General features: G+C 62.9%; 14 protein-coding genes. 4 read left to right on the forward strand and 10 right to left on the reverse strand.

Annotation, left to right across the window (positions count from 1 at the left end; translation table 11 throughout):
• Nucleotides 1-2: 2 nt before the first annotated feature.
• The gene (locus NCS03_RS27415; protein WP_008346862.1) at nt 3-2,048 is read right to left on the reverse strand and encodes a hydantoinase/oxoprolinase family protein; all 2,046 of its coding nucleotides are present in this window, start codon (nt 2,046-2,048) and stop codon (nt 3-5) included.
• A 185-nt stretch (nt 2,049-2,233) separates the two neighbouring features.
• Here NCS03_RS27415 and NCS03_RS27420 point away from each other — a divergent pair, with 185 nt between their 5' ends.
• Nucleotides 2,234-3,187 carry a LysR family transcriptional regulator gene (locus NCS03_RS27420; RefSeq protein ID WP_033535810.1) on the forward strand — a complete coding sequence of 318 codons (954 nt, stop codon included), beginning with the start codon at nt 2,234-2,236 and terminating at the stop codon, nt 3,185-3,187.
• 14 nt (nt 3,188-3,201) lie between these two features.
• Here the strand turns inward: NCS03_RS27420 and NCS03_RS27425 are convergent, their stop codons facing one another.
• Nucleotides 3,202-4,182 carry an AraC family transcriptional regulator gene (locus NCS03_RS27425; RefSeq protein ID WP_008346866.1) on the reverse strand — a complete coding sequence of 327 codons (981 nt, stop codon included), beginning with the start codon at nt 4,180-4,182 and terminating at the stop codon, nt 3,202-3,204.
• A 125-nt stretch (nt 4,183-4,307) separates the two neighbouring features.
• Here NCS03_RS27425 and NCS03_RS27430 point away from each other — a divergent pair, with 125 nt between their 5' ends.
• The gene (locus NCS03_RS27430) at nt 4,308-5,684 is read left to right on the forward strand and encodes an NAD-dependent succinate-semialdehyde dehydrogenase (protein ID WP_250530210.1); all 1,377 of its coding nucleotides are present in this window, start codon (nt 4,308-4,310) and stop codon (nt 5,682-5,684) included.
• A 49-nt stretch (nt 5,685-5,733) separates the two neighbouring features.
• Here NCS03_RS27430 and NCS03_RS27435 read toward each other — a convergent pair whose 3' ends face one another.
• From NCS03_RS27435 to NCS03_RS27455, 5 genes are all read right to left on the reverse strand, one after another.
• Nucleotides 5,734-7,107 carry an MFS transporter gene (locus tag NCS03_RS27435; RefSeq protein WP_250530211.1) on the reverse strand — a complete coding sequence of 458 codons (1,374 nt, stop codon included), beginning with the start codon at nt 7,105-7,107 and terminating at the stop codon, nt 5,734-5,736.
• A 63-nt stretch (nt 7,108-7,170) separates the two neighbouring features.
• Nucleotides 7,171-7,992 carry an enoyl-CoA hydratase-related protein gene (locus tag NCS03_RS27440; protein WP_250530212.1) on the reverse strand — a complete coding sequence of 274 codons (822 nt, stop codon included), beginning with the start codon at nt 7,990-7,992 and terminating at the stop codon, nt 7,171-7,173.
• Between the two features lie 30 nt (nt 7,993-8,022).
• Complete coding sequence (locus NCS03_RS27445; RefSeq protein WP_250437355.1) at nt 8,023-8,799, reverse strand: enoyl-CoA hydratase-related protein; 777 nt, start codon at nt 8,797-8,799, stop codon at nt 8,023-8,025.
• Nucleotides 8,796-10,037, reverse strand: coding sequence for a CaiB/BaiF CoA transferase family protein (locus NCS03_RS27450; RefSeq protein ID WP_250530213.1), 1,242 nt, complete (start codon nt 10,035-10,037; stop codon nt 8,796-8,798). Before NCS03_RS27450 ends, NCS03_RS27445 begins: the two co-directional genes overlap by 4 nt.
• Nucleotides 10,038-10,175: 138 nt before the next feature.
• Entirely contained in the window at nt 10,176-11,060 is an 885-nt protein-coding gene (locus tag NCS03_RS27455; protein WP_008346873.1) for a LysR substrate-binding domain-containing protein, read from the reverse strand.
• 325 nt (nt 11,061-11,385) lie between these two features.
• On the opposite strand from NCS03_RS27455, the gene flhD reads away from it, so the two are divergent.
• Both flhD and flhC read left to right on the forward strand, forming a co-directional pair.
• Nucleotides 11,386-11,703 carry a flagellar transcriptional regulator FlhD gene (gene flhD / locus NCS03_RS27460; RefSeq protein WP_008346874.1) on the forward strand — a complete coding sequence of 106 codons (318 nt, stop codon included), beginning with the start codon at nt 11,386-11,388 and terminating at the stop codon, nt 11,701-11,703.
• 22 nt (nt 11,704-11,725) lie between these two features.
• Nucleotides 11,726-12,334, forward strand: a complete 609-nt coding sequence (flhC, locus tag NCS03_RS27465; RefSeq protein WP_175981699.1) for a flagellar transcriptional regulator FlhC — start codon at nt 11,726-11,728, stop codon at nt 12,332-12,334.
• Between the two features lie 9 nt (nt 12,335-12,343).
• Here flhC and NCS03_RS27470 read toward each other — a convergent pair whose 3' ends face one another.
• The 3 genes from NCS03_RS27470 to NCS03_RS27480 all read right to left on the reverse strand — a co-directional run.
• Nucleotides 12,344-13,816 (reverse strand): mechanosensitive ion channel domain-containing protein, encoded by a 1,473-nt coding sequence (locus NCS03_RS27470; protein ID WP_250530214.1) that lies wholly within the window; start codon nt 13,814-13,816, stop codon nt 12,344-12,346.
• Nucleotides 13,817-13,898: 82 nt separating this feature from the next.
• Entirely contained in the window at nt 13,899-14,423 is a 525-nt protein-coding gene (locus NCS03_RS27475) for a DUF2889 domain-containing protein (RefSeq protein ID WP_175981697.1), read from the reverse strand.
• A 2-nt stretch (nt 14,424-14,425) separates the two neighbouring features.
• On the reverse strand, nt 14,426-14,716 hold a 291-nt coding region (locus NCS03_RS27480), incomplete at its 5' end, for an electron transfer flavoprotein subunit alpha/FixB family protein (protein WP_250530215.1).

The following is a 14,716-nucleotide window of genomic DNA, read 5'->3' on the forward strand; positions in this document are numbered from 1 at the left end:
ATTCAGGCTGCCAGTTCGATGACGAGATTGAGATCGGGATCGACGCGCGCGACATGCGACGCCTTCAGCACCGCGCAACTGCTGTGTTCTTCGATGACCGCCGGCCCTTCGATCGTCGCGCCGACCGGAATCTGCGTGCGCGCGAACACCGGCAGCGTGCGCGCGTGGCCATCGAAATACACTTCGCGGGTGCGAACCGGCTGCGGCAGCGCGCCACCATCGGCGCTCGCGACCGAGCCGCGCCAGCCGGTCGTCGTCACGAGTTGCAGACGCACGTTGGCGACCACGACCGGCTTGTCCTTGCTGATGAAGTTCCATTGCCGCAGATGCGCATCCTCGAAGGCTTGCGCGAGCGCCGCGCGGATGCCCACTGCGTCCGCCTGCACTTCGACCGTGATGACGTCGGGCTGGCCGGCGTAGCGGCAATCGGCGAGACGCACGACCTTCACGCCCTGCGCTTCGACGCCGTGACGCTGAAGCTCTTCCATGCCAAGCGCTGCCAGTTCATCGAGCGCGGCGTTCAGAGTCGCGTCGTCGATCATCGCGAGATCGCTTTCCAGCGGACGCTGATAGTCGTATTGCTGATCCGCGACCGTCATGCCGAACGCGCTGAAAAGACCCGGCAGCGGCGGAATCACCACGCGCCGGATACCCATTTCGTGGGCGAGATCGACCGCGTGCACCGGCCCCGCGCCGCCGTAGCAGATGTACGAGAACTCGCGCGGGTCGTAGCCGCGCTCGACTGTCATGATGCGGATGGCCTGCGCCATCAACGCGTTCGCGACCGAGCGCACGACCTGCGCGGCTTCGGGCACGGAGACGCCGAGCGGCTGCGCGATGACTTCATCGACGACGCGCCATGCCGCCTGCGCATCGAGCTTGAATTCGCCGCCGAGAAAGCTGTCGGGATCGATATAGCCGAGAACCAGATTGCAGTCCGTGACGGTCGGGCGCGTGCCACCGCGCCCGTAGCACGCCGGTCCGGGATCGGCGCCCGCGCTCTCCGGTCCGATGCGCACGCCGCCGCCCGCGTCGATCCACACGATGGAGCCGCCGCCCGCGCCGACCGAATCGATGTCGATGCTGGGCGAGCGCACGGTGTACGTGTGCAGCAGGCTCTTGTTGCGCAGTTCGGGGCGCGAGTCGCGGATCAGCGAAACATCGAAGGTCGTGCCGCCCATGTCGCCGAGAATCGCGTTCTTCAGCTCGCTCTTCTCGCAGTTGCGGATCGCCGCCGAGACGCCACCCGCCGGGCCGGATTCGAGCAGCACGATCGGCTTGTCGGCGACCATGGCCGGACTCGCGAGCCCGCCGTTCGACTGCATGAAAAGGAATTTTCCCGCGAAGCCATGCTGCGCCAGCGCGCTGATGAGCCGGCCGATGTAGCGCCCGCAGACCGGACCGAGCATCGCGTTGATGACCGTCGAGCTCGCGCGCTCGTATTCCATCGATTCGGGATTCACTTCGTGCGATGCACACACGAAGCGCTCCGGCAGCAGACGGCGCAGCGTTTCGACGGCTTCGCGTTCGTGCCGCGGATTGACGTGCGCGTGCAGAAAGCACACGGCGACGGCTTCGATATCCGACGCGCGAATCTCTTCGGCGAGCGCTTCGAGCTGCGCGTGATCGAGCGGCGTTTCGATGCTGCCGTCATGGCGCAGGCGCTCGTTCACTTCGAGCCGCCAGCGGCGCTCGACGAGCGGACGCGGATTCTCGAACAGCAGATCGTAAAGATCGGCGCGGTCGTGACGCGACACGCGCCTTAGTTCGAGGATGTCGCGAAAGCCGCGCGTGGTGACGAGCGCGGTCTTCGCGCCGGTGCCCTCGACGACCATGTTGGTCGCCATCGTCGTGCCGTGGCCGATGAACGATACGTCGGCGCTGTCGGTGCCCGAGAGTTCGAGAATCTTGCGAAAGCCTTCAATCGTGCCGATGACGCGATCCTTCGGCGTCGTCGGCACCTTGGTCGACCAGATGCGCCCTGCTTCGTCGTCCACCATCACGACATCGGTGAAGGTGCCGCCGACATCGAGTCCGATTCTTTTCAATTTGCCTCTCTCCTGTGGATGCGTGATTTCTGCTGCGCTTGCCGAGGCCGCGTGAGTTCCGGCATGATCGAGCCGCGCCGTCGAGCGCCCGGCTGTGACGAACATCGACCGAGCCAGTTTAAAGAGGCATCGGCGCGGCCAGATAATGAAACGTTCCGATCAGGTGAGACGTTGGAGTTATATCGGTGATAACCAGTATCGATGCGATATTGAGGCGGCTGCGCGGCAATCACGTCGCGCTTTTGATCGCGCTCGACGACCATGGCTCGCTGCGCAAGGCGGCGCAACAGGTGTCGCTCTCGCAGCCCGCGACGACCAAGTCGCTGCGCGAAATCGAGGCGATGTTCGGCACTGAACTGTTTGCCCGTTCGCCGCGCGGCATCGTGCCGAACGAACTCGGGCGCTGCGTGATTCGTCACGCGCGCGCGGTGCGTTCGGAGATCGGCGCGCTGCGCGACGAGCTTGCGGCCATCATGCGCGGCGGCGGAGGGATGCTTGCCATCGGCGCGGTGATGGGTTCGATGCCCGAGTGGCTCGCGCCCATCCTGCGTGCGCTGCGGCAAGTGCAGCCGGACGTGTCCGTCGAGGTCTGGGAGGACAACAGCGCGCGTTTGCTGTCGATGCTCGATCAGCGTCTGCTCGATCTCGTCATCGGGCGGCCGAGCATCAGCGTTCACCCTGAGGCTTACGATTTCATTCCGCTCGAAGTGGAGGAAGTGTGTCTCGTGGTCGATGGCGCCGATCCGCTCGCGAGCGTGCAGCGCCTGACGCTCGAAGCGCTTGCGGACAATCCGTGGATCGTGCCGCAAGCCGCCCTGCCGATGCGCTCGCTGCTCGAACAGCTTTTCGACGACGCGGAGGTTCCTTTTCCGCGATACGCGATCGAAACGTCATCGACGTTCGCGACGTTGTCGTTATTGCGCGCCAGCGCGGGGACCGTTGCGCTGATGCCACTGAAGGTCGCGCAATACTTTCAGGCGCACGGCATGATGGCGGTGCTGCCGATCCGTATCGAGCGACGTGGCGCGCCGTACGGGATCGCAACGCGTCGCGGCGCTACGCCGACGGCGCCGGTGCAGAGGTTCATCGAGTTATGCAAAGAGAAGCGCGACGAGCAGCTTCGACGCAATGAGCTTTAACGAGGAACGTCGGTTCAATGCGACGACACATAAGGCGACGGCCCCGCCTCCGGCACCGCGAAATGCCGCTTCATTCGTCGTAATTCTTCCGAAGGCGTGCCGCCGAAAAGCCGCTTGAATTCGCGGCTGAACTGCGATGCGCTCTCATAGCCGACTCGCGCGCTCGCCGCCGCAGCCGTCATGCCTTGCCGCGCCATCAATAGCCTCGCCTGATGCAGTCGCGTCGACTTGATGTACTGCAGCGGAGAAGTATTGGTGGCCGCCTTGAAGTGCATATGAAAGGACGGCACGCTCATGGCCGCTTCCCTTGCGAGCGTTTCGATCGTCAGCGCCTCGGCATAGCTCGAATGGATCTTGCGCAGGACCTTGGAAATGCGCCCGAAATGTCCATCGAGGTCGAGCGCGGCGCGCATCGAAGCGCCCTGCTCGCCGATAAACACGCGAAAGTAAATCTCGCGCACCAGCGTCGGCCCCAATAGCGCGGCTTCGAGCGGATCGCGCATTGCGTCGAGAAAGCGCAGCATGGTTTCGCCGAGCGCGAGATCGAGCCGCGTCGTGGCCATGCCGCCCGGCTCGCCGGGCACCACGCCATTGCGCTCGTCGATCTGCAGCAATACATCGGCGGCGAGCGTCGCATCGAGACGCACGTACACCGCGAGCAACGGTTCGTCGGCGGTGGCGTCGGTTTCCATCGAGAACGGCAGCGGCAACGCGACAGCCAGATAGTGCTGCGCATCGTAGACATACACCTTGCTGCCGAGATAGCCGCGCTTGCGGCCTTGCGCGATGACGACGATACCCGGCTCGTACAGCACCGGCGTACGCGTGAGCGGACGGTTCGATCGCAACAGGCGAATGTCCGGCATCGGCGTCGCGTTATAGCCTTCGTTCGGCGCGAGTTCCAGCAGCCGGCTCACCATCGAAGCGTGCACGCGAGCGAGTGCGGCGGCTTCGGTTTCCATCGTCGGCAATTTGGGCGGGCGGTGCGTTTTCATGCGTCGAGTTCGATAAAGGCGTGTTCATAGAATCGGGCAAGCTTTGCAGACGATCACGCGTTCTCGTCGCGTTGCCATATGCCTAACATTCGATCATGCAAGTCAACTCACCTCGGAGAACAAGCATGATCGATGTACTCAATCCCGCCGACGGCACGCTCGTCGGGCAAGTCGAACATCATACGGAAGCGCAGGTGCGCGCCGCCATCGAACGCACATGCGCGGCCTTTCCGGCGTGGTCGCGCACATTGGCACGCGAACGAAGCGCACTGCTGCGCGCATGGTTCGACCTCGTCAGCGCCGACAAGACCGCATTCGCCGAACTGATGTGCCGCGAGAACGGCAAGTGCATGTCGGAAGCCTTCGGCGAAATCGACTATGGCCTGGGCTTCGTCGAATGGTACGCGGAGGAAGCGAAACGCGTGTACGGCGATACCATCCCCACGCACGCGAAAGACGCAGCGGTGATCGTCACGAAAGAGCCTGTCGGGCCGGTTGCGTCGATCACGCCGTGGAACTTCCCGTTCATGATGATTACGCGCAAGGTCGCGACCGCGCTCGCGGCGGGTTGCACGATCCTCTTGAAGCCTGCCGAGGAAACGCCGCTGACCGCGTACAAGCTGCTCGAATACGCGCGCCGCGCCGGCATTCCGGAAGGCGTGTTCGAAATGGTGACGGGCGACCCCGTTCAGATCGGCAAACTCATCACCGACGATCCGCGCATTCGCAAGATCTCGTTCACGGGTTCGACCGCGGTCGGCAAGCTGCTCGCCGCGCAGTGCGCCGGCACGCTGAAGAAAATGACGATGGAACTCGGCGGCAACGCGCCCTTCATCGTTTTCGACGATGCCGATCTCGACGAAGCCGCGAAAGCGCTCGTGTCCGCGAAGCTGCGCAACAGCGGACAGGTCTGCATTTCGCCGAACCGCGTGTATGTGCAGGCGAGCATCCACGATGCGTTCGTTCAGCGCGTCAAGGCGCTCGTCGAAGCGATCCCGGTCGATCAAGGGCTGCAGGACCGGTTTGTCGTCGGTCCGCTGATCAATCGTGCGGCCATCGACAAGGTCGGCAAGCTCGTCGACGATTCGCGCGAACGCGGCGCCAAGGCCGTGCTCGGCGGACATGCGCACGCGAAAGGCGGACTCTTCTATGCGCCCACGATTCTCGTCGATGTCGCGGACGATATGCCGATCGCATCGACCGAAATCTTCGGTCCCGTCTTTCCGATCTATCGCTTCTCGACCGAAGCAGAAGTCATCGCACGCAGCAACGACAGCGAATATGGACTCGTCGCCTATGCGTTCACGCGCGATCTGGGCCGCTCGTTCCGGCTGTCGCGCAACATCGAGGCGGGCATGGTGATTCTGAATTCCGGCTCGGTCGGCACGGCTTCGGTGCCGTTCGGCGGCGTGAAGCAATCCGGTTACGGACGCGAAGGCAGTCATCATGGAATCGAGGAATATGTGCATGTGAAATACACGCTGATGGCCGGTCTCGCCTGAACCACGCGAAGCGCGGCATCGCGATGCCGCGCTTCGTGTCATCGCCGATTCAACGTACCGGCAATTGAGCCGTGTCGGCAGGGCTCGCGCACTGCACTTCGTAATGACGCTGACGAATGAGCCGATCCTGCCGCAGTCCCCAAAAATAGGTAACGGCAAGGCAGGGCAACAGCGAAACGATCGAATACCCGACGCCCGCAAGCGGGTTGCCCGTCAGATTGACGAGCGAAAGACTGATCAACGGAAGAAACCCGCCGAACAGCACATTGCCGAGTTGTTGCGACAATCCGAAGCCCGTGGTCCTGCTTTGCGGTGGAAAACATTCGGCGATGAACGCGGGCAGCGGCGCCATGATCATCGCGGTCAACACGGCGAGCAGCGCGACGAGCAGCGTCGCCGTGACCCAGCCGCCCGCGAGCGCATTCGTCCTGATGCCCGCGAATGCCGGATACGCTGCGAGTATCCAGAGCACGATGCCGATCAGCATCACGCGCGCCCGGCCGATCGCATCGGACAGACGGCCGAACGCCGGATAAAGCGGCGCGGCCACGACGATAGCGACGCCAAGGCAGAGATTTGCGCGCGACGGATCGACCTTCAACACGTTCTGCAGGAAGTACAGCATGTAGACGATCGACGTATAAAGCGATACCGACGTTCCACCTTGCGCGCCGAACATCGCGACGAGAATCGCCTTCCACGACGTCGCGCTCGACAACGTGTCCTGCAGCGGCGATTTCGACAGACGGCCCGCCTCTTTCATCTCCGCGAACACGGGCGTTTCCTTCATGCCGAGCCGGATCCATGTCGCCACCGCGACGATCGGCGCCGAGATCAGGAACGGGACGCGCCAGCCCCACGATTCGAATGCGGCTGCATCGAGCGCGAACTTCAGCGCTGACACGATAGCGAGCGCGAGCAAAAGGCCGAGGCTCGCGGTGCTTTGCAGCACGCTCGTCGCCATGCCTTTGCGGCCCGCGGGCGCATGCTCCATGACGTAGACGACCGCGGAGCCATATTCGCCGCCGAGCGCGATGCCCTGCACCACGCGCAGCGCGATGAGGCCGATCGGCGCAAGCAGGCCGGCCATCGCGTAGCTCGGCAGACAGCCGATGCCCACCGTCGCGATACCCATGATCGCGAGCGTGATGACGAAGGTCTTCTTGCGTCCGATGCGGTCGGCCATCGGGCTGAAGATGATCGTGCCGAGCGGCCGCGCGACATACGCGATGCCGAACGTGGCGACGCCCGCCATCGCGGCGACCGTGCGATCCGTCGATGGCAGGAACAAGTGCGTCAGCGTCGATGTCAGCGCGACGTAGACGAAGAAATCGTAGTACTCGAGCATCGTGCCGAGGCTCGATGTCGCGATGATCCGCAGCATGCCGGGCTTTGAATGTCGCGCGCCGGAAGTCGTGGACATGGTCGTCTCCTGTGATTCAGTTCGTGAGGCCCCGCGCGATCGACGCAGTGGCCGTAAGGCGCATCACATGTGCGTGCGCTTCTTCGCCGCTTGCTGCGCGAGAAACCGGTCGACAGCCTCCTTGTGCTCGCGGCCGCACAACAGAATGGCCTGCATGCTCGCCGCCATTTCGAGCGTCGTTTCAAGCGATGCATCGGCCGCTTCGCGCACGAGCCGCTTCGCCATGCGCAGTGCAGTCGGCGGGCTGTGCGCGATGCGTTTCGCCAGCGACAACGCTTCGGTGTCGAGCGCATCCTCCGGCACGACCTTCGAGACGATGCCGAGCTTGAGCGCCGCTTCCGCATCGATGAACTCGCTGGTCAGCGTCAGTTGGAGCGCCTTCGCATAGCCGACGATGCGCGCGAGAAACCACGATCCGCCGATGCCCGATACAAGTCCCAGCCGCAAGAAGCTCTCTGCGAAAACGGCTTTCGTGCTCGCCACGCGGATATCGCACATCAACGCGAGATCGCAGCCCGCTCCGACTGCGGCGCCATTGACCGCGCATACCGAAGGCACATCGAGACCGCTCAATGCGCGCGTGATCCGGTGCAAGCTGCGATGCAAGCGGTCGCGCACGTCTTCGACGCTGCCGCTCATCAGGTCGCTGCCGCTTTGCATGTCCTTCACGTTGCCACCCGTGCAGAAATGCCGCGACGACGAACGCAGCAGGACGCAATGCACGTCGCGCCGGTCGTTGATCTCTTCGAGCGCATCCGACAGCGCCTCTGTCATCGCGACGTTCAGCGCGTTGCCGTCGCTTGCGCTGTTGAGCGTGAGCACGAGCACGCCGTCGTCGAGGGATGACTCGACCAGCGAACCCGAATCGTTTGAATAAGCTGACACGACAAAGTCTCCTGATAGTTTCGCCGGCAACTACCGGTTCTGGAATGCGGCCTGACGACGTTCGAGAAACGCGGCCATGCCTTCTTTCTGATCGGCGAGCGCAAAGCCCGCATGAAATAGCCTTCGCTCGAACAACAGACCTTCCGACAGCGAGGACTCGAACGCACGATTGACGGCTTCCTTGATCGCGACGATCACCGGCAGCGAATGACGCGCGATCTGCTCGCCGACGCGCATCGCTTCGTCGATCAAGCGCTCGCGAGCGACGACCATCGACACGAGTCCATATGCCAATGCCTCGCTTGCGTTGAAGGATTCGCCGGTCAGGCACGCGAGCATCGCGGTCGATTTGCCCACCGCGCGCGGCAGACGCTGCGTGCCGCCCGCGCCCGGCACGATGCCGAGCTTGATTTCGGGCTGGCCGAAGAGCGCATCGTCCGCAGCGATGACGATGTCGCACATCATCGCCAGTTCGCAGCCGCCGCCGAGCGCATAGCCGCCTACCGCAGCGATGATCGGCTTGCGGGCCATGCGGATGCGGTCCCAGCTTCGTCCGATGTAGTCATCCGAGAATGCGCTCGCGTAATCGAGCTTCGACATCGCGACGATGTCGGCGCCGGCGGCGAAGGCCTTGTCGGACCCTGTCAGAACGATTGCGTGAATTTGCGGATCGGCTTCGTTGCGCAGCAGGACGTCGATGAGCTGATCCATCAACGCGTCGGTCAGCGGATTGAGCGGGTTATCCGACGCGAGACGCACGAGCGCGACCTGGCCGCGTCGTTCGCTCCGTATGATCGCGGCGCTCATGCGCTCACCTTGCGGTCTTCATCGCAGGTCTCGCGCGTTGCGCGGCCCAGGCGGATCACGCCCGCATTCAGCAGTTCCGCGATCTCGCTTTGGGCGAAGCCGTATCGCTCCAGCATCTGCAGCGTGTGCTGGCCCGTCAGCGGCGCTGGCACGTCGGGCACGCTTGCGCGGTCGGATGGACCGAGCGCGAAGCCGTGCGTACGCATGATTCCCGCGACCGGATGATCGATCGTCTGCGCCAGTCCGCATTCGGCGTATTCCGCCGTTTCGATGACATCGCCGTAGGTTGCGACGGGCGAACACAGAATGTCCCGCGCTGCGAGCCGTTCCATCCACTCCGCGGTCGGGCGTTCGACGAAACGCGCCGCGAGCATGTGATGCAGCGCCTTGCGATGGCGCACGCGATCGTCGTTGGTGGCGAAGCGCGGATCCGCTGCGAGTGCGGACGATGCGAGCACCTCGCACAGCGCGCGCCATCGTTCCGGATGATAGGCGACGACCATCATCCAGCCGTCCTGCGTCGCGAACGCTTCGTTCGGGCACGCATAAGGCGCGGCGCTGCCGGTTTTTTCCGGCTCGCGGCCGGACGCGAAATACGCAGCGAAGCCGATCTGCTGCAGCATCAGCGTCGCGTTGTAGAGACTCACGTCGAGATGCTGGGCACGGCCGCCCGCGCGAACCTGATGCAGCGCGCCGAGAATCGCGATCGATGCGAGATAGCCGCCCATCATGTCGGCAACGGGAATCGGGACTTTCAGCGGCTCGGCGTTCGTCGTGCCGAGCGTGCTCATCAGACCGCTGACAGCCTGGATCACGCCATCGACGCCCGGCCGCTTGCGATTCGCGCCCGTCTGACCGAAGGCGGAGATCGAGCAGTAGACGAGCCGGGGATTCAACTGACGCAGTGCGTCGAAGTCGAGTCCCATCGATGCCATCACGCCCGGCCGAAAGTTTTCGACGAGCACGTCGGCCTCGCGCAACATGCGGCGAACGGCTTCGCGCCCCGCGTCGGTTTTCAGATCGATCGCGACGCTGTACTTGTTGCGGTTGACGCTGATGAAGGCCGGGCTTTCACCGCTGATCCACGGCGGGCCGATGCGCCGCCCGATCTCGCCGTCGGGCGGCTCGATCTTGACGACGTGCGCGCCGAGATCGGCGAGCGTCATCGAGCAGACCGGACCGGCGAGGACATGCGAGAAATCGATCACCCGCACGCCGTTGAGGCTGTCTCTTGGCATTTGTGATTGTCCTGTCTCGTGACTCGTCACCGCGACGAATCATGCCGACGAGAATAGGTACTCACCGGCCTTCCGGACAATCGACAATTTAGAAACGAGCCTTTGACTTTTTGTTAAAGGGTCGGCGATTCGTGAGCGCTATTCGTTGAGCAACGAGTGCAGCCATCGGCGGAAAATCTTCAGTGCATCGGATTGCGGACGCGCCGTCGGCCACGCGAAGTAGTACGTGTGATTGCCGCGGTCCAGCTCGAATGAAAACGGAGCGACGAGCAGACCGCTTTCGAGTTCGCTGCGCACCAGCGCCTTCTGCGCGATCGCGACGCCGTGCCCTTCGATCGCTGCCTGATACGCGAGCAGCGACGTTTCGTAGCGCATCTCGCGGCGTCGCCCGCTCAATGGAAGGCCCGCAGCCTTCAGCCACAAGGTCCAGTCTTCAGGGCGTGCGAGCGTGTGCAGAAGCGTTTCGCCCTGTAACTGCGAGCGCGCCTTGACCTGTCTCGACGGCGCGGCGACAGGCACCAGTTCGTTCGCGATCAGACGTTGCACGCGCAGACCGGGCCACTTGCCGTCGCCTAGCTGAATGCCGGCGTCGATATCCTCACGCGCGAAATTGAGCGGAGCCGGTGATGTCGTCAGTTGCACGTCGATGTTTTCATGCAGCCGATGAAAGCTCGCGAGACGCGGAATCAGCCAGCGCACCGCGAATGTGGCGGGCGAGCGGATCTTGAGCACGCGGGCGCGCCGTTCCGACGAACGCAGACTGTCGGTGGCTTCGCGCAGCGCTGCGAAGAGCGGCATCAACTCCGCCAGATACCGCGCACCCGCCGAGGTCAGCTCAAGCCGTCCTTTCACACGCTCGAACAGATCGACGCCCAGATAGGCTTCGAGCGTGCGTACCTGCCGGCTGACGGCGGCGGGCGTCACGGCCAATTCGTCGGCGGCCTTGGAAATACTCAGCAGGCGTCCGGTCGCCTCGAACGCCCGGGTCGGATTCAACGGGGGAAGCAGTGCGCGACGTTCCATAGCCTGTCCGTGTGGAAGCATGTCGGGATTGTGGCGCGAAAATGGTCGAGGTTCGGTAGGCGGCCACTCGCCGGATAGTTGAATACTGAAGCGCCGCCGGTATCGACTGCCGCTCGATCATCGTGAGCAAAGCCGCTTTCCTGTCCCGACAAGGCCGCCTCGCAGCGCATATTCCGTTCCCGGAGAACGGGATAACAATCCTTTAACGGTGTTGCTAATCGATTAATTAAAATCAATCTTCTGACGATTGATCCGGTGGAGACGCGCGCCTAGACTGAAATCATTGAAGGCAACGAGAGCCTTGGAGACATCAAGGCCTAAAAAGATGAGCACCTTCGAAATCCAAGAAAGCATTCGAGAGATCAATCTTTCCTATCTCATCCTGGCGCAGCGAATCTTGCGCGAGGACCGCGCGATCGGCATGTTTCGCCTCGGGCTATCCGCCGAGGTTGCCGATCTGCTGATGAGCCTCTCGCTGCCCCAAGTCGTGAAGCTCGCCTCTTCCGATCAGCTGTTATGCGCGTTCCGCTTCAACGATCACATGCTGCTCTCCGCGCTGACGCAACCTCCGAAGCACGCCGACATCGCTTCGACGCATGCTGCGGTTCTATTGGCAGGCCAACCCGTCAAACTGCTGATCTAAGGCGCCGTCCTCCATGAACCTCATTGCAAAGAAAAGCCTGACCGAAGAAGCGCAAGAGGTGTTTCGCGCAGTCGCGCTCATCGAACTCGGTGCGCGCATGCAGGTCCTCGAAAGCGAACTCACGCTCTCGCGCGAACGTCTCATCCGTCTTTATCGTGAAGTGCGAGGCGTGTCGCCGCCAAAGGGAATGCTGCCTTTCTCCGCGGACTGGTACATGCCGTGGCTTTCGAACATTCACGCGTCGCTATTCTTCAACACTTATCTGTTCCTCAAGAACGAAGCGAGCTGCTCGCACCTCGATGCGCTGACCAAAGGATATCGGCTGTATCTGGAGCACTGCACGCGCAACGACGCCGAACCGGTGCTCGACCTGACGCGCGCCTGGACGCTCGTGCGTTTCTTCGAGGCGGAGATGCTGCAATTGACGCCCTGCTGCCGCTGCACCGGCAAGTTCGTCGCGCACAAGCATGACTTGCAGCACGGCGTCGTGTGCGGCGCCTGCCAGCCGCCGTCGCGTGCGGGCAAGACGAGGAAAGCGGCGGCACGCGCGGCCGTTCAGGCTTTTGCGTCGGTGACTGACGAGAATGTGATCGATCCGGCCGCGCGACCCATCTCCGCTGAAGCAGCTTGAGCCGTATGCTCAATCGCTTCGGGAGTCGTGATTCAGCGAATGCGCGTTCCATACTTTCCCGATCAACCACTGGAACAGCGAGTGGCCTTGTTCGTGCTCGGCGGGCATCGGAGTCGCGAGCTTGCCGAGCTTATCCTGCCGATACGCCAGAAGCTCGCACATTTGCTTCGCTACTTCCGGATGATCTTTGAGAAACGACGTCATGTCGTCCTTGGCCAGCTGAAATAGAACCGATGGCGTGAGCGTCGAGATCGATACTTGCATCGCGATTCCGGCGAGCAATCCCGCTTCCCCGAATGCTTCGCCCGGCCCGATGCGAGCAACCTCGCGAGCGCCTGCCGCTTCGACGACCGCGACCGAGAGCACGCCCGAATGCACGATCGACAAGCTATCGGGCACGGTGTCGGGCGCCAGGATCTGATGATTCGCCTGATATTCGTGTCGCGACAAACGCTTCGCGAGCCGCGTTATTTCCTCGCCTGAAAGGCTGTCGAACAAGTCGACGCGTCTTAACAAGGCTTCTTTTTCATCTCTCGATGCAAGCGCGGGCGCCGCTACGCCCAGCGCGCGCCATGCCACGCCAGCCGCGGTGAGATGGCGGTAGCAGAGGTCGAAGAGCTCGTTGCATACGGCGAGCTTTTTGTTCATGTCGTCGACGAAGGCCACCACTTCATACTGGACCGAGTTCGTCGTCGTGCGCTTCATGCGCGCGTATGGGGCCGGCGTCGCGAGAATCAGATTACAACCGGTAAGCGCGCGCCCGAGTGCGTCGAGCACGGTCTTCGGCCGCGCCTCGGGTTCGATCTCGAGGACGATCGATATGCCGTGGACGTCGCCCGGTCTGCTGTTATTGGTGATTTTCGCCTTCGCCGCGACAGCGTTAGGGACGATGAGCGTATTGCCTTGCCCCGTCAACAGATGTGTCGCGCGCCAGTTCATCTCGACGACCTTGCCCTCGACGTCGTCGATCGTCACCCAGTCACCTATCGCGTAGGGTTCCGTCGTGTTGATGACGATGCCCGCGAATACATCGCTGAGCGTGCTCTGGATAGCGAGGCCCAGCACGATCGCCAGTGCGCCCGATGTCGCAACGAGGCCGCGTACCGGCAGTTCGAGCACGAAGCCAAGCGCCGCCACGGCCGCCGCGAGAAACACCACGGCACCGAAAACGTCCGAGAACAGCCGCTGTTTTCTCCAGGCGCGTGGAAGCAGCAGCGTGTCGAGTGAGAGCGTGAGCAGACGCGCGCCCATCATCCACCAGATGATTTCGAGAATTTGCCCCGCCCAGTGCAATTCGACGACGTCGGCGAACGGCGCCTGCGTGAACGGACTCAGACCCGACGAAAAGAGTACCCAGCTCAACAGAAAAAAGAGCGCGAGCCGTATGAAGAGCCGGGCCAGGTCGTTGTCGGGCAATCGCGCGCGCCATACGATCACGTCGATTGCGACGATGCCGAAGCCCAGAAGCAAGGGGTATTTCACGGATGCTCCTCTCGAGGAACGACTTCGAGAGAATACACATTTGCTGGCAACGCGCGCTAGCCACGGCTCGCACGCCGATGCGTCACAGGCGCTTCGGCGCCTCGTACCACTTCGGATGAAATGCCTTCACGAGCGGACCATCCGTACGAAGCGCGTGACAGCCGTCGAGCTGGAACGGCCGCATGGTGCCGCTCGCGTTGATTTCCTCGCTCATCGTCTGAAATGCGGCGGTGGCCACCGCGCCGATGAGTTCAGTCAGATGCGTGCAGCCGCGCAAGCCGCCGAACAGGTTTCTGATTTCGCGCATGAAGCCCGGCGCGAGCTTCATGCCTTCGAGCTTGCGATAGTCGGGCGCGATCGTTTCGCAATGGCCGACATACGGCACGATGATCGATTCGGCCTTCGCCTCGCGGATGACGAAATCGACGCCGATGGTCATGCGCAGCATCATCTCGTGCACCGGATCGCCCGCCTTGACGATCACGCCATGGGAATCGCGATCGTATGACTTCGTGTCGCGCAGATGGCCTTCGATGTCGTAGAGGCCATCCGCGCGTCTGAAGCCTTGCAGCGTGATCTGGCGCGTGTGCAGCGGCACTCGATCCATCGTCACAGCGTGCTCGCGAGATCCGGCACGACGGAGAACAGATCGCCGACGAGACCGTAATCGGCGACACTGAAGATCGGCGCTTCGGGGTCTTTGTTGATGGCGACGATGACCTTCGAGTCTTTCATGCCGGCCAAGTGCTGAATCGCGCCCGAGATGCCGACTGCAACGTACAGTTGCGGCGCGACGATCTTGCCGGTTTGACCGACCTGAAAGTCGTTCGGGACATAGCCGGCATCGACTGCCGCGCGCGATGCGCCCAGCGCCGCGCCGAGTTTGTCCGCCAGCGGTTC

The organism is Caballeronia sp. ATUFL_F1_KS4A (assembly GCF_023630905.1).
In the GTDB taxonomy this organism is placed as follows: Bacteria; Pseudomonadota; Gammaproteobacteria; order Burkholderiales; family Burkholderiaceae; genus Caballeronia; species Caballeronia zhejiangensis.